The organism is Rahnella sp. ChDrAdgB13, assembly GCF_017655185.1.
GTDB lineage: Bacteria > Pseudomonadota > Gammaproteobacteria > Enterobacterales > Enterobacteriaceae > Rahnella > Rahnella contaminans.
In genome coordinates this window covers 1-23,333 of the sequence record NZ_JAEMGT010000036.1, presented here as the reverse complement: position 1 = coordinate 23,333, position 23,333 = coordinate 1, and the positions used below count along the sequence as shown (strand labels likewise).

General features: G+C 51.6%; 27 protein-coding genes. All 27 read right to left on the bottom strand.

What is annotated here, in order from left to right:
- Positions 1–2: 2 nt before the first annotated feature.
- Positions 3–434 carry a type IV pilus biogenesis protein PilP gene (pilP, locus tag J8X26_RS12735; RefSeq protein WP_208951047.1) on the bottom strand — a complete coding sequence of 144 codons (432 nt, stop codon included), beginning with the start codon at positions 432–434 and terminating at the stop codon, positions 3–5.
- Complete coding sequence (pilO2, locus tag J8X26_RS12730; protein ID WP_208951046.1) at positions 421–1,776, bottom strand: type 4b pilus protein PilO2; 1,356 nt, start codon at positions 1,774–1,776, stop codon at positions 421–423. Before pilO2 ends, pilP begins: the two co-directional genes overlap by 14 nt.
- Before the next feature lie 5 nt (positions 1,777–1,781).
- On the bottom strand, positions 1,782–3,467 hold the full coding sequence (locus J8X26_RS12725) for a PilN family type IVB pilus formation outer membrane protein (RefSeq protein WP_244370543.1): 1,686 nt from the start codon (positions 3,465–3,467) through the stop codon (positions 1,782–1,784).
- Between the two features lie 41 nt (positions 3,468–3,508).
- On the bottom strand, positions 3,509–4,534 hold the full coding sequence (locus tag J8X26_RS12720; RefSeq protein ID WP_208951044.1) for a TcpQ domain-containing protein: 1,026 nt from the start codon (positions 4,532–4,534) through the stop codon (positions 3,509–3,511).
- A gap of 52 nt (positions 4,535–4,586) precedes the next feature.
- Positions 4,587–4,895 (bottom strand): killer protein, encoded by a 309-nt coding sequence (locus J8X26_RS12715; protein WP_244370541.1) that lies wholly within the window; start codon positions 4,893–4,895, stop codon positions 4,587–4,589.
- Positions 4,896–4,996: 101 nt separating this feature from the next.
- Complete coding sequence (locus tag J8X26_RS12710) at positions 4,997–5,515, bottom strand: hypothetical protein (RefSeq protein ID WP_208951043.1); 519 nt, start codon at positions 5,513–5,515, stop codon at positions 4,997–4,999.
- Positions 5,454–7,085 carry a type IV secretory system conjugative DNA transfer family protein gene (locus tag J8X26_RS12705; RefSeq protein WP_208951042.1) on the bottom strand — a complete coding sequence of 544 codons (1,632 nt, stop codon included), beginning with the start codon at positions 7,083–7,085 and terminating at the stop codon, positions 5,454–5,456. Before J8X26_RS12705 ends, J8X26_RS12710 begins: the two co-directional genes overlap by 62 nt.
- Entirely contained in the window at positions 7,082–7,435 is a 354-nt protein-coding gene (locus J8X26_RS12700; RefSeq protein WP_244370539.1) for a hypothetical protein, read from the bottom strand. Before J8X26_RS12700 ends, J8X26_RS12705 begins: the two co-directional genes overlap by 4 nt.
- Positions 7,432–8,508: a P-type DNA transfer ATPase VirB11 gene (gene virB11 / locus J8X26_RS12695; RefSeq protein ID WP_208951041.1), complete on the bottom strand. Its 1,077-nt coding sequence runs from the start codon at positions 8,506–8,508 to the stop codon at positions 7,432–7,434. Before virB11 ends, J8X26_RS12700 begins: the two co-directional genes overlap by 4 nt.
- Positions 8,498–8,992: a hypothetical protein gene (locus J8X26_RS12690; RefSeq protein ID WP_208951040.1), complete on the bottom strand. Its 495-nt coding sequence runs from the start codon at positions 8,990–8,992 to the stop codon at positions 8,498–8,500. Before J8X26_RS12690 ends, virB11 begins: the two co-directional genes overlap by 11 nt.
- A 391-nt stretch (positions 8,993–9,383) precedes the next feature.
- The gene (locus tag J8X26_RS12685) at positions 9,384–10,754 is read right to left on the bottom strand and encodes a TrbI/VirB10 family protein (protein WP_208951039.1); all 1,371 of its coding nucleotides are present in this window, start codon (positions 10,752–10,754) and stop codon (positions 9,384–9,386) included.
- Entirely contained in the window at positions 10,741–11,571 is an 831-nt protein-coding gene (locus tag J8X26_RS12680) for a TrbG/VirB9 family P-type conjugative transfer protein (RefSeq protein WP_208951038.1), read from the bottom strand. The genes J8X26_RS12685 and J8X26_RS12680 overlap by 14 nt, the downstream gene beginning before the upstream one ends.
- Complete coding sequence (locus J8X26_RS12675; protein ID WP_208951037.1) at positions 11,568–12,377, bottom strand: type IV secretion system protein; 810 nt, start codon at positions 12,375–12,377, stop codon at positions 11,568–11,570. Before J8X26_RS12675 ends, J8X26_RS12680 begins: the two co-directional genes overlap by 4 nt.
- A complete protein-coding gene (locus tag J8X26_RS12670) occupies positions 12,377–12,523 on the bottom strand; it encodes a hypothetical protein (RefSeq protein WP_208951036.1) in 147 nt (48 codons plus the stop codon). Before J8X26_RS12670 ends, J8X26_RS12675 begins: the two co-directional genes overlap by 1 nt.
- A gap of 64 nt (positions 12,524–12,587) precedes the next feature.
- The gene (locus J8X26_RS12665) at positions 12,588–13,517 is read right to left on the bottom strand and encodes a type IV secretion system protein (protein ID WP_208951035.1); all 930 of its coding nucleotides are present in this window, start codon (positions 13,515–13,517) and stop codon (positions 12,588–12,590) included.
- Positions 13,518–13,546: 29 nt separating this feature from the next.
- Entirely contained in the window at positions 13,547–14,230 is a 684-nt protein-coding gene (locus tag J8X26_RS12660) for a type IV secretion system protein (RefSeq protein ID WP_208951034.1), read from the bottom strand.
- On the bottom strand, positions 14,220–16,727 hold the full coding sequence (locus J8X26_RS12655; RefSeq protein ID WP_208951033.1) for a VirB4 family type IV secretion system protein: 2,508 nt from the start codon (positions 16,725–16,727) through the stop codon (positions 14,220–14,222). The genes J8X26_RS12660 and J8X26_RS12655 overlap by 11 nt, the downstream gene beginning before the upstream one ends.
- Positions 16,684–17,055, bottom strand: coding sequence for a VirB3 family type IV secretion system protein (locus J8X26_RS12650; protein WP_208951032.1), 372 nt, complete (start codon positions 17,053–17,055; stop codon positions 16,684–16,686). Before J8X26_RS12650 ends, J8X26_RS12655 begins: the two co-directional genes overlap by 44 nt.
- Positions 17,052–17,414, bottom strand: coding sequence for a hypothetical protein (locus J8X26_RS12645; RefSeq protein ID WP_208951031.1), 363 nt, complete (start codon positions 17,412–17,414; stop codon positions 17,052–17,054). The genes J8X26_RS12650 and J8X26_RS12645 overlap by 4 nt, the downstream gene beginning before the upstream one ends.
- A 135-nt stretch (positions 17,415–17,549) precedes the next feature.
- Positions 17,550–18,209 (bottom strand): lytic transglycosylase domain-containing protein, encoded by a 660-nt coding sequence (locus J8X26_RS12640; RefSeq protein ID WP_208951030.1) that lies wholly within the window; start codon positions 18,207–18,209, stop codon positions 17,550–17,552.
- A 77-nt stretch (positions 18,210–18,286) separates the two neighbouring features.
- The gene (locus tag J8X26_RS12635; RefSeq protein ID WP_208951029.1) at positions 18,287–18,511 is read right to left on the bottom strand and encodes a hypothetical protein; all 225 of its coding nucleotides are present in this window, start codon (positions 18,509–18,511) and stop codon (positions 18,287–18,289) included.
- Between the two features lie 48 nt (positions 18,512–18,559).
- Positions 18,560–19,102, bottom strand: a complete 543-nt coding sequence (gene rfaH, locus J8X26_RS12630) for a transcription/translation regulatory transformer protein RfaH (RefSeq protein WP_208951028.1) — start codon at positions 19,100–19,102, stop codon at positions 18,560–18,562.
- Between the two features lie 454 nt (positions 19,103–19,556).
- On the bottom strand, positions 19,557–19,841 hold the full coding sequence (locus J8X26_RS12625; protein WP_208951027.1) for a sigma-70 family RNA polymerase sigma factor: 285 nt from the start codon (positions 19,839–19,841) through the stop codon (positions 19,557–19,559).
- 420 nt (positions 19,842–20,261) lie between these two features.
- Positions 20,262–20,501 (bottom strand): EexN family lipoprotein, encoded by a 240-nt coding sequence (locus J8X26_RS12620; RefSeq protein ID WP_208951026.1) that lies wholly within the window; start codon positions 20,499–20,501, stop codon positions 20,262–20,264.
- A gap of 136 nt (positions 20,502–20,637) precedes the next feature.
- On the bottom strand, positions 20,638–20,961 hold the full coding sequence (locus J8X26_RS12615) for a TrfB-related DNA-binding protein (RefSeq protein WP_208951025.1): 324 nt from the start codon (positions 20,959–20,961) through the stop codon (positions 20,638–20,640).
- A 360-nt stretch (positions 20,962–21,321) separates the two neighbouring features.
- Entirely contained in the window at positions 21,322–21,789 is a 468-nt protein-coding gene (locus tag J8X26_RS12610) for a DUF6392 family protein (RefSeq protein ID WP_208951024.1), read from the bottom strand.
- The gene (locus J8X26_RS12605) at positions 21,789–23,213 is read right to left on the bottom strand and encodes an S-type pyocin domain-containing protein (protein WP_244370537.1); all 1,425 of its coding nucleotides are present in this window, start codon (positions 23,211–23,213) and stop codon (positions 21,789–21,791) included. Before J8X26_RS12605 ends, J8X26_RS12610 begins: the two co-directional genes overlap by 1 nt.
- Between the last annotated feature and the right edge of the window lie 120 nt (positions 23,214–23,333).

The following is a 23,333-nucleotide window of genomic DNA, read 5'->3' as shown; positions in this document are numbered from 1 at the left end:
CCTTAATTGAGTGTAAATTCATGACCATCCGCACTGCGGCGGATAACCACCCCGCGCATTGAGACTGACTTCACCGTAAAGCCACCCTGAATACTGTCGCCGACTCTGGCCATCGATGACGTTCCGTCACCAAAATTGAGCGTCGCCACACTGCCCACGACTTTTTCAAGGGTGGGCAGTGTGTTCACAGGAACAGATGGCGTGACAGCGGGGCTTCCGGAAGCGGCGGGAATTGCCCCAGCGGGTGCCGCCGGCACTACTCCGGTCTCCGCCTGCCCTGCCGCCATTTTTGACCGGTTAAAGGCGGTCTGCGCGTCATAAAACACGCGTCCGCTTTGTAAATGGTCAAGGTCCCCCACCGTTTTGACATCCTGATCCGCATGCGCGAAGCCGCACGTCAGGAGAAACAACACGGCGTATTTAAGGTTTTCCATAAAGTGATCCTGATATTTTGTATCGGAGTGAACCATCGGCGCTGTTCACCGCAAGGGTGATACTCGAAAGCCGGATGCCCGTATAACTGTTACCGGTGAAAATCTGCTGCGGAGGAATGTCCGTTTCTGCGGAAAAGGTGTACGTCTGCCAGTCCTGTTGCGGCATATCCTCACCCTGCTTATTTTTTTCCGCTTTCTTTATCGGTACAGCCGAGACGGACAGATCAATATTCAGTGCCTGAAACAGCGAGATGAAGTTCATCAGCCGCTCGCCTACCGGCACCATCGGATCATCACCTTCCGGCGGTAATGTCTGCGGGAGAGAAAAGGAGGTCAGGCTGCTGTTCTGAAAATTAAACACGGCGGTGACGCCAAACAACGTCTTAACCGCCTGAACATATTGCGCCGTCGTGGCCGCCGAGTTCGTTCTGCGCACGGACTGCACGCTGATATCCGTGGGCGTACACACTACGACCGTCGATATCCACCCCTTAATGGAAATGGGCACCCGGTCAAGCCCCTCGCGACAATGTGTAATAAAGGTGGTCACTGACGGTTGGTCTATCCAGGGATGCCGCAATCCCTCCAGCGCGGTCTTATAGCGGGCCTGCCGGTTGAGTTCGGCCTGCCGCGTCATTTCTCTTAGACTTGCCTGCCTTGCCGCCGCTTCCCGTTCCCCTTCAAGATGCCAATACACCATCAACGCAACGAGTGCCACGGCCACTGCAACACCCGTCGCGATGAGCTGCCCACGCGTCATTCCCCACGTCAGCGGGCGAAGTTTGAAGTTTTTGGACAGATTAGACGGCGCGAGCAGTACCCCGAGGTCAAGCGGGGTGGTGACCCAGGAGAAAGCCGGGTCGCCGTGAACGGGGATATTCATGTTTCCCTTACTGCCCCGCAGCTGATCCTTCAGGTCAATAATGCGCTGCTGGAGTTCTTCGGCGGTGTAAATGCGGTCCGAATAGGGGTGGATCCCCCCGCGCTCCGTTTTCCCCATCAGGGTAAACTGCGCATTACCCTTGGTGTCTTCGCCGAGCGCAACGACGGCAATACAGCACCCCTCCAGTAAGGAAGCCAACGCCACCGTGAGGGAATAGGCACCGCGAAGGCGGAGCCTGGTTCGGGGTGCAAAACCGGCCTGAATACTGTCACTTTGGCGAACGGCCACCAAATCCAGCCCCTGCTCTTTTCCGACACGACGGATTTCTTTCATGGGGTTGCGTTGCGCACGTATCGTCTGCCAGGTAAGGCCGACCACAAACCTGCGCTGATGAAACGTCAGGACGTGGATATGGTCAGCCTCCGACGCAGAGACGGGCTTTCTGATTTTTGTCTTCATAGGTTTTATCCGACATAAGGCGTGACGGTGATAACGAATGACTGTTTCGTTTTTTCGCCGGAACGGCCACCGCCGGTGACCATATTGTCAGGCGACCCCATCCCCTGTTTACTGGCGTTGTCCACATTCTGCTCCAGCCCGCTGATAACCACGGTTTGGCCCGGTTTGAGCCAGACACGTTGTGGTACCGAGCGAGAATCAACTTCCGGTGTTTCAATCTGGTTATCCCCTTCCCCGCTTTTACGCATGCTGATAAGGCTGGAAATGTTCAGGAACATGTTCAGCATCATGCGGTTATCACCTGCGAGAATTTTCGGGAAAATGGTAATATTGGTGCCGGTCGTCACCGAACCCGGCGTCAGGGTGACAGACGGAATAGTGCTGTTTCCGCTGACATAAGGCGTACTGGTCGTGCTCTTGAGATAAGCAATCTGACGCCCAACGACTACTGAGGCTGAGGCCATATTGGTCGTCATTAACGGAATGGTGCGCACATCGGCCACTTTTGTCTGTTTTGACAAAGCATCAAACAGGAATGACGTCCCGGCAAACTGTTTTGCCGCACCGGTGGCGGTATCCAGCACGGAGAAACTGAGCGACCCGGCATCGGCCGTGGAGCTGGTCGGTCCGGCAAGATTAATACCGTACTTACTGGATAACGTCTGATAGATAACGTTCCAGTTCAGGTCCACCGCGTCGCTGGTATCGCTGTTGATGCTATAGATCACCACTTTCAGGTTTACTTGCCGGCTTAGTGCGGTGTTCTCCGTGGTCAGGTACTCGCCAACGCGTTTTACTACCACCGGTACATCGGTTACTACCACCGTACCGGTGGTTTTATTCAGATCAAGCCGCCCGACTTTCGGCGTCAGCATGCTTTCTGCCGTAGTTTTGAGATCGGCATAGAGATCGTTACCCATCGCCACGGTTGATTGCAGATTAGTGCCGCTTTCGCCTGAGACCCCGCCTCCGCTGTTCCCGCCACCCTGACCGCCACCGTTCTGACCGCCGCTGTCTGTACTGCTGCTGTTGGTGACGCCACTGACCACTGAGCCGGTCAGCGTGTATTTGGCATCCGAAGGTTCAATATCGAACCGCGCCGTTTGCAGGTAAAAGAAGGTCACCATGCCATCTTCATATTTCCAGGAGATGCCCAGACGGGCAGTCACAATATCCAGCAGTCCCCCGAGATTTCCGCTGTAGCTCACATCAGAGAATTTACGTGAAGCCTCACCGCCCCCGGAGAAAGCTGTCGCAGCAGGTGCGCCGGTCCCGAATTCCCCCAGTGGGCGCATTTGGCCGTTGGCAGAAAGCGCCGGGGATGGCACCTGGGCCAGGCGTTGTGTCGGTGAACCACTTTCGGTGCCTTGATCGCTGAGAACCGAAACAGCATCCGGCGTGACCCGCGTCCGGATGTGGCAAACCGTTGCAATATCCTGGCTAAACTGCCAGATGTCCTGCGGCGTCTTGGCCCGGTAAGGCATGTTGCAGTTCACGACCTCACGGGGCGCATTATACTTTGGGGCCGGCAGCGGCACCGGACTGACGTACTGGCTGTTCTGAAACTGCACCACCGGGCGATTCTCACTCGCCTGGCGGATAAGGTCGGAGGCTTTATCCGCCGTAACACCGGCGGACCGGTTAACGTCATTTATGCGTTCGAAGGCGCAGCCAGACAGCAGTACTGTCATTACACTAACCAGCACTGCAAGTGTATTTTTATTGAGCATATTTATTTCCCGTCGCTGATGACTATCAGGCATTGTTGGCGGTAACCACTCACTAAGAGAGGAACCTGTGCATGACGATAGAGGTTAAAGAGCTGGGCGGTTACGGCCTCAAAATCTGATGCGGTAAAGCTCAGTGGGTAGTCAATCGGGTAATCCGTTACGCTGTCCCACCGGACGCTCCATTTGCCGTTCGGCCCGGAACACCGCTCAGCCATCGCCCACTGTTCATAGCCCTGTCGGAGCGTACTGCCTTTTGCCATGGTCCAGACTCTGACGGCAGGTTTAACCGGTAATACGGGCCTGACAGGCAGGACGGGCTTCACAGGTAACGCGGGTAGCAACAGTCGCTTGTTCATGGTGTCCGCCTTAAACGGCGGTACAATGACCGGGACAACTGGCGGCGTGAGGACAACACCACTGAATAATTTCTTCGGAGGTACCGTTTTCACATCCGGAGCAGCACGGTTTGTGACTGGCGTGAGAGGTGTAGCCACCGGGGTTTTCACTGTTATTGGCGTAGCAAATTTAACCAAGACCGTCTTTTTCTGTTCACTGATTACCGGCGTCAGCTGTGCCGTGCTGAGTGCCTTCCTGAGAACATAAGTCCATTGATCGTTACCTTCCCACGACAGCGTGCCTCTGAAGGTCTGGGCAACGTCCGGCGAGAGTTGTACTTCCCATGATGCAGGCACGATGGTGCGCAGCGCCCTATAAAGGGGGACGCGCTTCCCGCTGACGGTGACAAAACCTTCTTTATCTGATGCGGTTGCCTGTCTGGATATCTGAGGCATTCCTGCGTCTGGGGTGATGCTTACTGCATCCCGGTGGTTGGGAACCACGTCCCCTTTTTTACTGCCTGCGGTGTTAGTCAACACGAGCTGAGCGGGGGCAGGGTCAAAATCAACCCAGTCCCCCTTGGGCTGAGTCAGCTCACCGGGTGCTGTACTACACCCCACCAGTGAGTGGACAACCAGCCCGGAAATAAGGATCCGTTTGATGCACATTTTTTTCCTTTTGCCGAGTGTCATAATATTCCCCTTGTCAGGTCTTCCCTGATTAGCCTGTCTGTTGAAATTGCACTCAGCCCTTCAGACGCCCAAATTTGCTGATGATGTCGTTAATGAATTGCGCCGGCGCCATCGTGGCCGGGCATTCTTTTTGCAGCATGGATTTACGGGCATCGGCGGTGTGGTCGGGCAGAAATGAGCCTTTACTCGTGACCTGTTTTTTAAAAAACTTCTTTATCTCACTCTGGCATCCGTCACTGTCTGAGCCGGAGACTTTTCCCCACATACACAGGGTCATGTTGCAGGCTTCATCCGCCTTAGCGGGCAGCGTTGTGCAGGCAGTCAGGCACAGCATGACCACCGCAAATGCGGTTGTTTTCATTTGGATATCCTTAGAAGGGGTATTAATGGGGCGTGGATGTGAACATCAATTTCTTACTTTCTGAGGCAGCATCTCTAAATCATTGACCTGTGCGATAAGTCTTATTCCGGCAAAGGCGTTGTAGACCAGTCGTGATACCACATGAACATGCAGTAGTTGGCCACATCACGCGGGTCGCCTTTTGTGAGGTGTTCGTGAAAGGCTTTTAAGCAGCCGTCCTGCCAGTATTTATTTTTCCATTTATCGGAATACCCATATTTTATTTCCGCTTTATGCAGCTTATCCGCCAGCGCAGAAGCAAAATCAATGACGAGTTTTGCCGTGTCTGGATGTAAATCTTCAGGGATAATGACCCGTTGTACCGCACGAAAATCCTGTAATTCGACGATAGCGGATTGGAAATCAGACCAAAAAACGTTATCAGCAACCGGACTCTTCATTTCAACCATGCGATCTGCATTGGTTCGCAGTTCAGCTAAACGGCGGTGACTGATCGGCTTTATTTTCATTATGTGGTTACCTCTCCAATCTCTTTCAGTGGTGAATATCTGCTGAAATTCATTTGGGATTGCTGCGATTAAGTTCTGGCACATCAGCTCTAACACGGCGGGCGTCTTCATGGCGGATATCATCACCCTGCGGTGTTGCGAGCTTGACGCCTTTGTTAGGTTGTATCACCGATTTGACCAGCCCTTTAAGACGATCCACATTGCCGACAGGTACAGGGGGCAACGGATAGCGCTCGCGATTAACGCGCTCCTGAAAGATTTTCTCCTCGTACCACTTAATCTTTTTGGCGCGGATTTTCATGCCCGGCGTCTTATTGGTCGCCGCCATGAAAATCAGTTCATCATCGTAGGGCAGTTCGTCAATTTCCTGCGGTAACATCAGCGCGCGTGGCTGCAACGACCAGTTGCGGCCTTTTGACCGGCGCTGCCCCTCAGAGATATTGGTGTTATCCGAAGGCACCCGGACGGTTCGGTTTCCCAGCCGCTTGCTGTATTCCGTCGCCACATTGATATCGCCCGGCGCGAAGACCACTTCATTTTGAAACGTTCCCATCAGGGCCTTGCCGCCCTCTTTGCCGTAACAGTCGCTGGCACAGACCTGATTTTCATTCTGGAAGAAAATGGCGTATCGCAGGCCGTTACCGCGCGTCAGCGCCGGTGCAGTTTCCATCACTTCCATGCGCTTCATGATGGCGAATTCATTCATCATGAACAGCACCTGGTACTTGAAACGCAAAGACCCGTCTTCGCAGTGGCCGCCATGCTTGGGCAGCACCTTACTGTTGGCCCGGATGGCCTGTGAATAGAACAGGTTCATCAACGGTGCAAACTTCGTCAGCTCAGGTTCCGTTACGCAAAAATAAATAGTGGTCGGCTCTTCCCTCAGCCGGCTGAAATCGATGTTATCCACCGAGTTGTCACTGTCGGTCACGGCCAGGGCCACGGTTTTTTCGCCATAAACCTTCAGTGGGCGCGTGATAAAATCCAGCAGGGTGGCAAATTCTTTGGCTTTCGTGGCTGAAATCACAGCATTCAGCTCACGCACCGTTTCATCGGACAGCGGACGCCCCTGACCATTACGTTCATCAATTTGCTTTTGCACCCAGCTTCCCAACTGCGTACCCAGTGAAACGATTTCGTACATTTGTGGCAGTGAAAGCGGATATTCGCCCTCTGATTCAATGAGGAAAAGCGCCAACGCCACGAAGATACTGGAGGCATTCTGGAACCATGAGGCGTTTTTCTCGTTATCGGGGATATACAGAGAAGCCGCCATCGAGCGCAGTTCGCCCAACCGGTAAAGTGAGTCAGTGTTAATAATCCGAAACGGGTTCCAATGATGCGTTTCAAGCAGACCAGGCGAAAAGCGGTAAACCTTCTGCCCGCATGCCGCCCTGAATCCTGCCGTATCGTGAAAGCTTTCAAATTTGATATCGTTCGACACAATGCTGTGTGGATATTGCAGCAAATTGGGCGTCACGATCCCCACGTCTTTACCACTGGCCGGCGGTGCAGCCAGCATAAGGTAGGATTGACCATAGGCCGCGATAAAGTGGTCTGAATAGGGGTCTTTCCCCAGGAGCAGCGCAGGAAATTCCACAATTTCCTGCTGGAGCAACTTATCGCCAACCCAGGCCCAGCCAGGCGGCACGTCTTTATCTTTTTTCTTATGCAGGCTCATTTTTCGCTCTCCGTATACCAGACTTTGCGAATTTCGTGACGCGTGGCAAAGCGTGCATCCCCGTGAAGGCTGCGGTGTTTACTGCTTAACCCCAGCCAGATAAACAGCCCTAACCCGGCGGGCAGAAACCCCAGTGCCAGAGGAATACACCACGCCCACGGCAGCATTTCTTTTGCCTTATCGTTCAGGGAGTGGATCCCCCCCTGATTGATAAGTGTCATCAGCGTGGGGGAGAGGTTTTGATACCCGGTCACACTGAGCCAGAACCAGCCGCCCGCATACAGACCGAAAATAAACATCACGGCCATCATCACCAGGATAATCAGACAGATTGTCAGGTTGCGTTTCATGCGGCCTCCCGCGCCATGTTCAGTGCCATTTCAAGCGACGCCCCGTTTAACAGGGCCAGCTTGATTTCCGGCTCGTAGGTGACATCCAGGATTTCAGTGCCTTCCATGTACATCACCACATCGAATGAGGTACGCACGCGGCGCTCGATGTACTCGATATCGAGACCCGCACCCACCCGTGACTGTTTGATAAGGCCGGTAATTCGCGCATAGCCCTCCGCGCTACTGTTGGCGTGTGCCGTGGTGATAGTGCCGGGATGGCCGGTGTTGAGCACTTCCATAAAGTCCCAGGCTTCATCGCCGGTCAGCTCGGCCAGGAAGATATGATCGCCCTTCATTCGCATACAGCAGGCCACCAGCTCTTTCGGCGTGACATAATCACCGTAAAGCAGGTGCACATGGTTAAGGTGCAGCGGAAGCTTCAGCTCATTGAGTTCTTCAATGGTCAGAAGCCGGCATTCGCAGGGATAAACATCCACTACCGCTTTGGCAAACGTGGTCTTACCGGAGCCGGTGCCCCCGAAGATGATGATATTAAGCCGGCGTGCCACGGCCATTCTGAAAAAATCCGTAAACCGCCGGTCACGGATAAGCTGTTTCAGCTCGCGTTGCCAGTCGGCCAGCACCGTCTGACGGTGTGCCTGGCGGTTAGCCTTATCAAAACGCCCGCTGGCGGCATAGTCTTCCAGCGTAAAACGCTCCAGCGAGGGTTTACGAAACGTCATGGAAACCGTGTTACGCTCACAGGCCGGAGGTATCACCAACTGGGCGCGTTCGCCGTCAGGCAGCTCCACGGTTTTAATGGGTGAGGTGATGGTCAGTTGGCGAAAGTTAGAAACCGCCAGGGTATTCACCAGATACTTGCACTTTTCCAGCGTGAGCCAGGGCGCATCCTCCCGCACCCAGCCTTTTTCGCGCGTTTCTGTCCAGATTTCGCCCGGGCGGTTGATGGCCACTTCCGTCACGTCCGGACGTGCCAACCTTTCGGTCACGCCTGACGTATCCAGCAGGCCGCGCACGAGCTCATCCTCTGCCAGCTCATCGACCTCAAGAATTGAACGGTTATCCTGCATGTTGGTTCTCCTGTCCGGGTTCTGACTGCCTGAAATCACGCAAACTGGCTGAGCAGGCACTGCCGGTCACCGGAACAATACGGGCAACAGGGTCTGTCACCCGAATATCCTTAAGTACCGGACCCGTTCCGCCGGGCTGAAGGGTCAGGCATACGATTTTTTCATCCCGCAGCCGCTGGAAAAAGTCCGCCCGGCTGAGCGACATGCCGTCGAGCCGGTAAGTTTCATGCACATTTCCAGGAGTGGTGACGGTCAACGCACCCGACGCTGAAAGTGTCAGTTCGACCTCCGGGGATATCACCGGGCTACTGCCGTCCGTGAAAATTCGCTTTACCTCGCCGTGCCAGCCCAAGACACCGTCGTCGGTAACGGGCGGCGCGGGACGAAACAGGCTCACCGCCAGAGCGACCAGAAAGAGCACCCCGGCGGTGACGAGACGGCGGGAGGGTTTCAGGTGCAGTGCCGCCACTTTATGGCTGTTCATCGCTGCGGCCCTCTTAATCGGAGCACACGCGCATACGCTTCAGGTGCGCCACATGCATGCAGACTGCATATTGAGCCGATATGTCCGCTATTGAGCTGAGCGATAAACGCCTGCGCATCCGGCCCCCAGACATTCCTCGCATTAATGGTGTGCTTTTGTCCGCAACGCTCACCGCAGACCAGGATTAGGGAGCGGGCGTTTTGCGCCGGCGAGTCTGTCCTGGCGAGGAAGCGGAACGATGCTGAAGGTAAGGGCGCATACGGAATACGCCGGGCTGCAAGGCGCAGCCGGTTTAAAGAATAGATATGCATGACAATGTCACTCCTGACAGAAACCGGCCCGTCAGCTGCTGGCCGGATGTGGGTTCTGCTTGTTAATCCCAATTAGAGGATCAGCCGCGGGTGGTATAGACCGATGAAAAATCGATATCCTGAGCGACGATCACGTTGATGACCGTACCCGGTTTGACGTAGCCGGTTGGCGCAATATTGATATTCGCATCGAGCACTTTGGAGGCCATATCTTCGGTCGTGCTCTCCGTATTGCCGTAGTTGTTGTCGCCGGAGCTGCCACTCGCCCGCTTCGCGAAATTGCTGGTCGTGTCCTTAAACAGGGATAACATCAGGGCACCGCCGACTTTCTGCCCCCAGTGGTTATCAATTTCCGCATCCGTACCGCTTCGCCCCATGGCATCGGTGCCTAACCCGTTAAGTTGCGTTAACACGGAAGGCCCGTTGCCCGCCGTTGGCGTTTCCAGCTCCGTCCAGGAGGTGAACACGCTCGATTGCCCGGTGCGAACTTCAACCTTCTGTTCACCGCGCAGCTCTGCGCCGGCACGTGCCAGAATGACGCTGCCATCCGCTGAGTAAAGCGGCATAGTCAGGGTGCATTTGGTGAAACCCGGATAGTCCGTTTTGATACCGGTAATGAGCGTGCACTGGAAGGACGTGTATTTTTTCAGCCTGAACTTACCCGGTGGGGCCCGCCGCGCCTGCGTGGTGGCATACTGGGTGCCGTTGAGGTTATCCAGCAAAGTCCCGCCGCCGCTACCGGTGAGGCCCCCCGCGCCGCCACCTGTACCACCCGATCCGTTAGCCAGGTTACGCGCCATCTCGTTAGGGTCTGCGTTAATGAACGCCCGGAGTTTCTCCTCCTGGTCATTGCCGCTTGCCGCCGTTGTGGTCACGCCCCCACCGCCACTGCTGTTACTTCCGTTGCTCATGCCGGAGGAGTCAAACCGGCTGATCGGCGTAAACATGGTTTCCTCATGCTGAACCGGCTGCTGTGATGTATCGACGTTCGCTGAAGTGGGTGTCACGGCAACACTGGTGGTGCCCGTGCTGCTTGGTGTGGAGGAATTTTCTGTCTGCGACGGGCTTGGCTTGGCGTTTCTACCCGAAGCCTGCGCCGCTTCATCCTTTCTTTTTTCTTCTCTGGCCTGGTCCATCACCTCTTTCAGGCCACTGTCTTTCGTTCTCTGCCCCTGAAGCAGCGGAGCAGACTTCACCTTCGTTTCATCCACCACAGTTTCACCGTCCGGATGGCGAAGCACCGCAGTTACCAGCAGGCCAATCAGCAGCACAGCAAGAACCAAGCCACCGAGCACAATCACGATCACCAGCGTGTTCAGCTTTTTTTTCCGGCCGGCGGGTTTGAGCGAAAAGTCCCCCTGCCCGCCCGTTGTGCCATTCGCCGGTGCAGGATTGGTGGGCGCACCGGGAGTCACGTCACCTGTTATCTTGTTTTCGTCACTGGCTTCCATCTTTTCTGACCTCCAGGATTTGGCCGTTGGTGGTGCCCGAATAGTTATACCAGCCGGTATTATTGGCGTCGGTGCGCAGCTCAAGCACCAGGTTATTCATGCGCAGCCGGAAAGCCTTACTGACGGCGTGGATCACCTCAATGTCATTGACCGCATGCGAGTTAATGAGCGTTTCCGTTCCGTCCGGAAGAACCTGATAGATGGCCGGTCGCGGTGCATTGGTCGGGAAGCGCATGCAGGTAAAGGTGCCGTTATCCCAGACTTCAGACGGTGACAGCGTCATATCTCCGCGTTTTCGGTACCGGCGATTGACGTTGGTAGTGCCCTGGCACGGATCCACATTCAGTTCCCGCCCTTTGAACGGCGTTTCAGCCGGTTTCGGCGGCTGCGGGTAGTCAAAGCGCAGCAGATAGGTCATGAGCGCCGCCTTATCGGTCAGCTTGAGTTCAATCAGATAGGTGCGCAGGTTGGTACTGATGAACACGTTGGTTTCCGGGCTGGTCGCGTATTCGCTGGGCTTAATCAGGATCATCGTGCCGGCCTTGTTCGCCCCGATAATCCATTCATGGTTATTGGCATCGCCGGGTTTGCCGACCACCATGGCGCCGGTGTCCATATTGATAGTTTCCCCGGCCCCCAGCTGAATAGCGGAAATACGGTCCTTCATCGTGTAAATACGGAACACATTGTCGGCACTGTAGGTGGCCACCTGCACGCGGTGGTCAAGCTGACCACCGCGCCCGGCCACTTCGGCCTGAGCCAGCGGGCACAGCCCCAGAACCAGACAGGCGGTCAACAAGGTCCATTTTCGTTTCATTCCCCACCTCCGTTACCGCTGGCCTGGGTTGGCTGCCAGTCAAGGACCAGATAGCCCGCCGGATTACTCCACTCATCCCCTTCCGTTTTCGGCGGATTCTCGTTGTTAAGACTGATGATGCCTACCCAGTACAGCGGCTTACTCTCCGGTACCGGCTGGTTATCCGCCATGAGCAGCGTCTGTTTGAAGCTCACCTGATACGTCCGGCTGTCTTTCCCCTGCGTCAGCTTAGGTTCTTTGCTGGACGCCATGGGGGTGATCCAGTCGATATCGGTGTGAACCTGCTGGTTTTGCCCCAGCGTGGCCACAAAGCCTTTCTGCGATAGCTGGAAGTTTTTGTAGGACGCAAACACGCTGTCGGAGGAGGTCAGCTGGATAAAGGCGTAATTGGCGGGCTGCGTGGCCCAGTTATAGGACTCATGAGCCAGCACCCAGGCCATGATGAAATGCTTATCCTGCTTCACGCCCAGCGAATCACCGTCTGCGAAAGTGGGTTTGATGACGTTAGCCGCCCCGCTCGCACTGTCGGTTTGCAGGATAAAGGGCACTACGGTTTTAAGCGGGGTGAGTCCCATTACCGCGATGATCGCAACCACTGCCATTGACCAGCCAATAAAAGAACTTCTTCGCCAGAAACGCACCTTACTTAGCAGATCGTCCACAAAGCGTTTTTCAAAAAGCCTGGCCATGTCCGTATAAGCCTTAACCAGCAGGTTGACTTCCCGCTCTTTTCCGGCGAGCGGCCCGTCACCGTAATGAATCTGGCGTTCCTTATCATTGGCCTTCTTTATCTTTTTACTGAACATCAGTTGCCTCCTTTCACGGCATAGGAAGCAGGGTTATTAGCATCGACCCAGCTTCCCGATGGCTGCGTGCGTTTTACCGGCGCACTGCATGCCGCCAGAAAAAAAGCAGCACAAAGCACCGCACACAGTGCGATTCTTATATTCATGGTGTATTCCTGCGTAAATATGTCGGGAAATGTGAGAGGCAGATAAGAATACGTAATACGGGAATTACTTAATACGGTTACCTCTGCGCTTCATTAATGCCTTGCCCATTTTCATGCCCATTTTTGTTGCTGCGCCCAGGCCTGTTCCCCTGCCGATAATGCCTCCAGCACCGGTAGATGTCGTGGGTGTCCCTCCCATAATTGCGGCGGCATAATTGGGTATTTCAGTGGCAAGCAGAGTAAATGCGCCGAAATATAGGAGCATGCTAAAGCATGTAACTAAATCGGTATCTATCTTCCCTCCTTTAACAATACTCGTATTAATAAATGCCATCTCCATACCTATGACCACCGCAAATAATGCCTGAGCCAGAGCGAAACCACCCAGCACACCTAACCACCCCCAAAAATATTGTTGTGTTTTAGGAAATAAACCTATCGCAATAAATATTGGTCCAACAACTAAAATTAAACTTGAAGCGCATTTCAATGTAATAAGTGTCCCTATCGCAACACCAAGAAACGGAATACCACCTAAAAGAAGAAACACTATTGAAAGCACACCAAAAAAAGTTTCTTTAAAATTAGATATAGGACTAAAATCCATCGCCTTTATTGTCTCAGTTATTGATGTGATATAACTGGAAATAAGGGCATCCACAAGATTATTATTTACACCTGACGCACCCGATATAGTATTTCCTAACCAAACAGGGAAGTCCGTTACTACGGGAACCACCGTCGAGGTATACCATGCCACGCTGAAAGCCATGAACATGATTAAAGCACCTTTAATCATTGTCATGACGATGTCCTCAACAATTTGCCCCATCGCCATGAAATGCCAGGTAATGGCTTTCATGAGAATATAAATCATCCATCCACCACCGATAACAATGCCCATTACCGACATAACTAAAGTGACATTACCCAGCTGGGTTTGCGTGGCGGTGTTGATGGCGTCAAATAATGGTTGTGCTACTTGAACATCCATAACTTATTCCTCTACGAGAGAGTTTTGTGTTAGTCGTAGCTAGGTAAGGTTTTCGTCTTTCCTTCCATATAATCTTGAAAAGCCTGAGCACGTTTCTTATCTTCAATCTTGTCCTTTTCCTCCATCAGATAGCGGGTGTTATCCAACTGCGCTTTCTGATTCTGCTGCTCAACCAATTCCTGCTGGTAACGTAAAGCCAATTGTTCCCGGTCTTTCGGCGTCACCACGGTATTGAGCTGCGTGCGTAAGCCTTCTGCCGTCTGTACGCGGGTTTGTGTCGCGGCGTACTGGTCTTCCAATACCCCCGCCTGCGACAACAACTTATCGAACGCCGCCTGTACACTGGCGTTACTGCTGGTCAGGCCGTAGCGACTGCGCAGTGAGGAAAGGTCTTTAGTCTGCGTATAAATATCCTGCCAGTCACTGACGGGAAGAAGATGGTTAACCAGCGGGTTACTCAGGAAGTTACCCAGCTTATCGTTGCCCTCCGTCACGCTCCTGAACTGCTCATACTGACTTTTGGCCTGTTCGATAGCACTTTTCGCAGCATTTAGCTGGTCCAGCGCCTGCTGTGCCTGCTGCTGTGCGTTCATAATCATCTGCGTAATTTCGGTGATACTGATGGTCGGTATCCCTACAGCCATCACCGGAAAATTGAATGCGCCTGACATAGACAGGCACAGAGAAATAGCTATCAGTGATTTACGCTTCATGGCTGTAATCCTTTTGCAGAATCAGGGGATAGACCGTGCGACCGTAGCTTTTCATGGCGTCCACAAATACCGGATGCCATATCGCCGGGTCTTCGGTCTGCATTTTTTGCCGTACCCGGACGGCCACCATCTCATCCAGAAACGGGCGCACCCACTCGTGGGGGTCATTGGTGTTAAGGTGATGGCGTATTTGTTCTGCGACGGCGAGATTTCTCATGGTGGCTGACAACAGCGGCAGGAAGTATTCACAGGGCCCGGAAAGTCCGAACTTCACCATAACCCCTTCACCTCCCTGCTTAATCATCATTTCATAGCTGAGCTTGCCCAGTTCACGCACCCGGTCGAACTGCCTGCCGGTGACGCCAAATTTCGCATAATTATCCCGGTCGGCGTTTTCGTTCGCCATCCAGACGGTGGTCACCACCTGCTGGATAAATGCCGGCCCGGAAGGCGTTTTCAGCACCTGCTCGGGGTTCTGTGTATCGCCCAGCAGAAATTCACCGCGCATACGGCCCGCGCTAAGAATTTCCCTCAGCGCCTTCTCTGTCTTATCAAACATCAGGCAGGCCCAGAACTCGGATATCTGATTCACCAGCAGAGCCCCCGGCTCACGGGCATGCATGACGCGCTTCATGTAAAAGAAGGTGCTTATCAGTACCACCATCACTTCGCCGTGGCTGCTGACATATTCTTCCTGGAGCAAATCGGTACAGTCGAAAGCGAGGCGGCGATAATTTTCCGGATCAAGCTGGTTTTTAGGCGAATCGAGCACCCAAGCATAGACACCCGCACCGCTGCGTCCTGGCACCCTGCGACACCAGCGGGCCAACCGGGATTTGAGGCCGTTACCCCCGGTTTCAGGGATAAACTGGTAAAGGAGCGACAAGCTGCGTTTATCTGCATCACGATGCGTCATCACCGCACCGATCCCCTCCATGATTTGATGCTCTTCTTCACTGTCTACGTCCCCCACACAGGTTGTCACCAAGTCCAGCAGCTTCTGACGCAGGCCTTCTGAATCAGGCCACTGAAACGGCTGAATACCGGTAAACTCACCCGGTCTGACAGTGAAATAACTGGTATTCAGGGCACGCAACATGTTTTCCATGGCGTGGTTATAGTCGATAGCCAATATCAGGGGATTGAAGCGGCTCAGGAATGCCAGGTCGGCGGCCTCAGCGGTCGTTTTACCCGCCCCCGTCATGGCCATATAAATGGAGTGACCGGGTAACATCTCGCCAATACTGTTTTTACCCAGCGGGCTGTCATGGAAATTCTTGAAGTAGAGTCCACCATTTACAGTGCTCACTGGCAGCAGCGCGGAGCCGTCACCGATGGGGTTGCCGGTTGCCTTACCGCCGGGTGTAACATGGAGAGAAAACCCGCACGCAAGGTTTTCCGTCGAGCGGGGTGAGCGGTAAATCACATCACTGTACGCCGGCAGCTGCGTAAGCCAGGTGTTGATGTTGGTACTGGTAGAACGTTTAAATACCGCGCCGCGTGCACTGAGTAACGACTGAAGGCGGGAGCCACGGGTGAGTGCTTTGTCAGGCGTTTCGCCAAAGACTACCAGGCTTGCATGGTAAAGCCCCATAACCAAACTGCCCTGCGTCACCGCCTGAATGGCGTCTTCCAGACTGTCGGTCTGTTCGGATTCTCCCTCGGTATTCGCCAGGTCCACCCGCTGCATGGTGATTTTTGTTTTTATTTTGTTCCGTTCAGCAAAATGGAACGTCTGCGTCAAACAAAAATCACACTGTTCATCAAGCACCTCATCCCACATGCCCGGCTGGCTTTTCGCCGGGTATTCAAACAGGTCGTAGGTGGTGGCGAAACGTCTTTCACCGCTGTATGGCCGGTTTTCGACATAATCATAGGCACCAAAAGCAGTTTCACTGTCGATCATGGCATCGCCCAGACGGCTTTCACCAATCAGCACGTCCGTATCGGTGCCGTTGAGAATGAGGGAGTAGAACCGCGCGGTTTCTGAATACAGCTGATCGTGACGTTCCGCCATGCCCATCACGGTCACACCAAACTTATCGAGCATGACGGTACAGATTTGCAACAGGTCCTTCATGCGGGCAATACCGTCTTCCAGATCCTGATGTTTCAAAATCAGCGCCATGGCATACCCCACCTGCCGGAATTCACCCTCCCGGAAGGGTGCGGTATAGACATCGCCAAAATCTTGCAGGATAGGGAGATCAAACCGGTACTCCGTATCGAGTTTTACCCGACTTTTGAAGTTATAGGTCTGAATCATCAGGTCACTGCCTTCCTGCTTGCCCATCGCCTGGAAGCAACGATTTTGTCGCTGAAACTCCACGTTGAGTTGAGACAGCTCGCGGGTATCGTGTGCCACCCCTCTGAAACGCATCACGGCCAGGAGATGGGACGTCCCCAATGTGCAAATGTGTGGATCGACGTGGTACCCCAGCCACGGCAGCTTTTTATTCTCCGGAGAGAATGTTTTCCTGAAATATGCGTCGCGCATTTTTTTTACTCCATTGAGGATTACGGGGAGTGAACAGCAGGTGACGGCCATAGGTTTGATTGAGTGAACGCCGGCGCATGACAAAACGGAAACGGCGCAGCGCTCTGTCGTCCATCGCGCAAAGAATTTTCACGCCGAACAACAACAGCACGAAGGGGAGTGGAACAACCAATCCAAACCAGTGCAGAAAGTAAATCCCTGCGGCAAGGCTCACCAGAATGAGGAAAATCAGGACCATCAGGAGAAGATAAGGCACCCCCCATTTCATCGCCACGCGGTTCATGCCGTTATGCGTGTCGAACTCGAGCATGACGTTTTCATCACTCATATTGAGATAGAGCCTCCCCACCAGGAATATGACCAGGTCGCCAGGGTGACTGCGCCCCCGACTATGCCGATGATCAGCGCCTGTTTGCCGTAATCGAAAATATTGGTATCCATCGTCCCCAATACGCGGGCAATCAGCAGACAGGCCCCGGAGTAAAGAATGGAGAGTATGCTGATGCCGCCCAGAATAATGATGAAGCCGGTTTTCGCGTCTTTCATGGCGGTGACCAGCGGGTCATACCAGGCGGCCATGGCCAACTGAGGCGTGAAGGCGGCAATCAGAATCAACATAGCCCCGAAATAACGCTGAGGGGTCAGCCAGAGAGCCACTCTGAGAATATCTTTTTTAAACTGGTTCATTACCTATTTCCTTTTTGAATGGGTGATTCATTACGTATTAAAAGCATTAAATTAAAGCTATCCATCACCGTTTTCCCAGCACCCGTCTGGCCCATGGTCAGGGTATGACCCGTCCACTTCCTGTGGAATTCCAGGTTAAGAGGTGTGGGTTTGCCCGGTTGTGTCACTCTTCTTTTCATCTTTCTTTTCGCCTGGGATGGGCTGCTGCGGGCTTGCGGGCCTTGGGTATTCACGCAGAATGTCCCAGGACTCAAAAGCTGGCGGCAGGGGTTCGGGCGCAGCGGCTGGGTTACTTTGTTGCTGCTGATCCTCCTTTGTACTCGGCACTGCGTAGCCACCTGCTGGCGGGTTGTAGCCAATACGTTGCGCATAGCTGGTACTGGCGAAATCCTTTTCAGGCTTTTGTCCGGTAATAAAGTTGCCGGAGTAATAGCAACTCAGCGCCCTGATTAAGGATCCACCGCGCAGGTAGCAGTCAGTGATGATTTTTTCGAAAACAGAGAGATTGGTGCAGGGGTCAAACATTTGGGTAGCAGTGACGCCGTAACGGGAGAAATTGGAATGATTAATTTGCATCAGACCGACTGAATAATTTTTCCCTTCTGATTTAAGGCGGTTAACGTGTTGAATGGCATCGCTGAGGTTTTCGGGGAATATCCCCTTTTTCTGGCCGACTACGCCTATTGCATACTGATTAAATCCAGATTCCGTGCGAGCAATATCATTAATGGTATCCGGATGCACAGTCGCGGCGCACCGCATAGCCAGCCCCAGCACGGCGGCGGAACCAAGCATGCGTATACTCCTGTTATTGAGTTTTTACTTCAGTGGAAGAATTGACAGGAAGAGAACAACTATTGAAAAACCAGCCGTCAGCCAAGCTTCTGTTGGTCTAGCTTTGCTTCAAACTCGACGATCGCCCGTTCGGAAAATTCATCGATGATAAATTGCACGAGATGACTGATTTTTACATCCAGGTTTTTCTTATTGGATAAATCTCTTGCGCATTTATCCAAAACAAAGTAACGCTCAGGACCAATATAAATTGTGGCGGGCCCAGGCTTATTGAGATCGCGAATTTTAAGCTTCTTAGTCATAAAACATATTTAACCTCTTTTTGTAAAAAAACATCTACGATGAATTAATTATTTCAGTAATTTAAAATCACAATTTTCAATCGAATGACGGAGTGTGTTTCCGAGTAGTTCCATTAGTAATATGGAGCGTTTATCACCATCCCCGGCTTCAAAAATTGCTGGCATGCCTTCGAAGCTGCCGGAGATAATTTCTACGTGTTCGCCTTTTTTTGGTGTGGCTTCCGCTAGCAAATGAGGTATTATTCTTTCTATTTGGTTCTGCAACTCAACAATTTCTCTTCCAGTCATCGTAGCTGGAACACCTCCAAAATTCACAATATTACTCACGCCGGGTGTACTCTTAATGCGAGTAGTATGAATATATTCAACGTCGAATTCTGCAAAAAAATATCGAGGAAAGAAAGGAACCCCTTCATAACATTCACTCTTTCTACTAAAGCTGGATTTTTTCCTCCTTCCATATTCTGTTAATGGAGTTATCACAGGTAAATAGCAATTCACATCCCGCTTTTCTAATTGTTCTTTCGCAAATACTTCCTTATAGGGTTTAGTTTGTATTACATACCAGCGAGCATTCAAAGAACTGTCCATAGATAGCTCCTACACCTTATATTTTTGTTACTGTCACGCTCCGCCCATCTCTACACTTAAGAGCATTATAAAAAATTTAACTTACGAATCTGACATGCGAAAACATAAAATACTTTGTTCTGATAAAAATGTAATGGGTTAAACCAACCCATTGACAAAAGAAATATTTAGTGATTCTAAGTCTATATCTTTACCCCTACCACGCTCCGCCCATCTCTACACTTAAGAGCATTATGAAAAGAATAAATCTACATTCTAGATATTCGAACTATAAAAACATAAAATACGATTATTCTGATAAAAATGGAATGGGTTAAATTTACCCATGAAGAATGGAATATAATAATTAGATTTTTTCACGTATTATCAGTTGATTATTACAATTGACAAGAAGTTGACTTATACTGAGTTTACCCGCAATCATTCTCTTGACTGCGGGTGGTTTGACAGCTCGCTATTTAGATTTTTTAGAAGAAGAGGGATAGCACGCAAGCCATATATCCATCTGAATACGCGTGGTCACGACAGATCTTAATGTATCAAGATTGCTCAGACACAATTTTTTACGTGCCTCTTCGAGGGATCTTCTGACGCTTACCGGTGTTACTTTCCTCATTTCAGCGATCTGTTGCTGAGTATTGCCCCATGAAAAGTAGATAGCGTTTGTAGCCTGTGCATCGCTCAGTTCATCTAACACGTTGCGAAGCTTACTAATATCTGTAGGATTGAGCATAGCCATTGCAGCCTCCGAAGAAGGTTGTGGTGGTTAGCTGTACATCTGGAGGACCAGTCCGGTTGTACAGCGACATTAAATATGTGTTCGAAAATAGCCCAAGTCGTCACCCCTTCAATACCTGTACTTATATACAGTATCGGAGTAGATCAACTGAACTTTAATACAAGTTATGAATTTTTTAAAAGTAAGATTTAAATCTTATTTTTATAATTTAAACAAAACTATCCACTAATAATCTGCTAAATCCTTACCTTTTGTTTACCCCCTTCATCTGAGACTACATCCACAGTGAACGAACTCACAGAATGATAAATAGATAGAATTAGGAGTATCAATTCATCTCCATACAATTTACTTGATTGTATTTTAATCAGACCTGCCACCCAGTCACTAAACTGTAATACTCCGCATTACCTCTAAAAATCATTTGGGTAACTCTTTGGTTTTTCCAAGCATATAATTTTCGAAAGCTTGGGCCTTATATTTGTCCAAACCCTCTCTTGCATTTGTACAGTTTTGACCTGACTCCTCACCGGACTGGCATTTTTTTACTATTCCCTCAGCTTTTTCATGATTAGCCTGGTAATAGGCAGCGTCGTAAATTTTTTCACCACATCCACTGATAGCTAGTGCTGCGCTAAAAACTAATAACAATTTATTCATTGAATAATCCTTTTAAATCAGATGAAAACAGTTATAGAAGTAACTTACAGCAACGAAATTATCACAAAACAAAAAGCAAAAGTCAATATAAGTAAATAAAAAGATTACTATACATTACTTAACCATTTTACTACAACTATTTGCGCTGATTGATGCTGTACTTTTCCGCTTCTTTCAGCACATTAATAGCCATATTTTCAGGGAGCCACACGTCAACTTTGCGTAATTTTTCACCTTCTGATTCTACGGTGACGGACTGGCAAAGGTCCCAGATACGTTTAACAGTTGAACCAACGTTCTGTTTGGTCCGGCCAACTCTCTCTGCTACTTCTTTGTTGCTTTCTCCTTTAACCAGCACGGAATAGCCGATCTCAGTAGACAAATGGGTAAACCCCTGCATTGCGGGAAAAATCAGATCCCATTCATCCTGCGTCATGCTTCGGGTCTGTTTCCTGGCCATAGTGATTCCTAAGTGAGGTTAAGATTAAGTTCATAATATATCTGTGAGCACTTATAAACAATTTTAGTAAATAAAAGGCTTACTAAAAATACATAAATAAATATCCATTTCAACAACTTGCTTAGTATCAGCTACCCATACAAAAATTACCCCCGGAAATTGGGGATAACTTTTGGGGTCAGTTTGGATATCGTAAATTATTGTACGGAAAGCCTGTTTTTAAACAGGCCAAGCCATCGCAATCGGATTTACTCCCGTGCTATTTCAGACGTTTTTTTTTGCCTAACGTGAGTTTTCACCCGACTAAGCATTTGCCCCCTATGAATTTGAATAAATTATTCCCCCCCCCAGAAACAGGGATCACCAGCGTAATTCTGCCGTAGGCATAAACGTGACAGACCTCACATTATCAGTGACGTCATAGCTGATTTGCATACTGGTAGGGATAGAACGTCCCCTAGCCTCATACAGATCAGTCCAGCCAAAGGCTCGCCTCATAATTACTTGAGGTGGGATACTTCTCAGTGGCTCCCCTACATGTTCATGCACCCATTGGCGGGACATTTTTTGTTGCAATGGCACAGGTAGGTCATTAGGAAACACCCAATCTTTGACTTTATCGTTCTGAATTTTTAAGACAATCGCCTGTAACACCCGCCCATCTCGCTTAAATGATAGGAAAAGCCCCTCTTTTGCCATGTCCAGACTGAGGTCTGGATCACCTGAAGAAGCTGTTGGAGGACTTTTATATGTGATCAGCCCATTATCAATAAGCTCTGGGTAACTCTTTCCTAGACTGCTAATTAATTCGTTAATATTTACCGTCATTAGTACAGCCCCATTTTTCCGTTCAGTTCATGCATTTTCGCTCTGACCTCTTCTATCTGGGATTCAGTTGCGCCACGCTCTTTTAATGCCGGTTTGATGGCGTCCAGATTGCGATCTGCCGCTGCTCGTAAATTGCGTGAATCAAGGTCGATTTGAGCTGGTGTATTACGTCCACCATAAGTTTCGCTGACCTTCTGGTGAACTTCTTTTGGAATGACTATTGCAGCCACATCCTGAGAAGCAAGCTCGATATCTTCTGGAGTCATTCCCGGATAGTTAGCCTTGAGATACGCCTTAACGGCCGCAGCCGATGGCATATGATCAGCCTCGTATTTCCCTTCTCTCGAGCGCCGCTTAAAGTCGCTGTACAGCTCGACTTCCAGAAACTCTACCGGTGCCTTACTCAGATAAATATAAATCGGCGGGATATTCGGCATCGGCAGGATCAGAATATAATCCGCGAAGCTCTTCTCTTCCGGCGCCGGGCTGGTTGTCGTCGTGATACCGGTACTCTCCGGCAGCGGATCGACGATCACCGAACTCGGCAGCACCGGCCGCGCCTGATTCCCCGTGTTCGATGGCACCACCACGCCGCTGTGATCCGGCGTCCAGATTATCGTGATCGGCTTCTCTTCTTCCGTGGTAAACGTGTACGCCTTCCGGCTGTTGTCCCACTCCATCCGCCGCAGCCGCACCATGTCTTTACCCGGCGGTGTATGCCAGCCACGCGGCACCGCGTTGCCCTTGGCGTCACTTTCCCAGGTGAAGCGCACCCGGCTCGGCACCTCTCGCATCTGCTCCGCCCTCATACGGTCGATATAATCCTGCTCGCCGTCATTCAGACGCCCCGGCATCATACCCACCATAAGCGCTGCAACCGGTGCGCCAATGCCGCCCGCTGCAACCCGACCCGCCGTCACCGCCCATGTCCCGGACGTCGTAAAAGCGCCCCCGACCAGCTCAAGCACCTCCGCGCCCGCCGTTGCAACCTGAGCACGAGCCATACTGGCCGCAGCAGCCGTGGCGGCAACGTATTTCATTTCCTCATGGTTGCCAAACCACCACTTATACAGCGCGCTGCGCGACTTCGGAGCCGGTTCGGCGGGCTTTTTCTTCGCCGTCTGCGCGTGCTGAGGAACGTCGTTGTCAGTGGCTGGACTCGCCGCCGGTACTGACCGGAACAGTCCCATTGTCGCAAAGTTGGTGTGCGGCTCCCGCGCCTCACCGGCGTCGTTGCAGCCGTCGCCCCGCAGGCACGATTTCGCAAACACCCGGTTACGGTCTCGTTCCTCCGCCTGCCGCTGCGCCTCGGCGGCCCGTTCGGCCTGTCGCGCAACCATCAGCGCAGCCTGTTTTTCCTGCGCAATCTGCGCCGGAGACGGACCGGAACCCAGCCATTGCCCCTTAGGTGTAGTGACGCGCAATGATGATCACTCCGACGCGCAATAAATGCCCCTTTTCAAACCACATTCCGTGAGAATGAAATCACGTTTCAAATCACTTTATCTGAGAATCAAACCACATTAGCTGATTCTGAACCACAT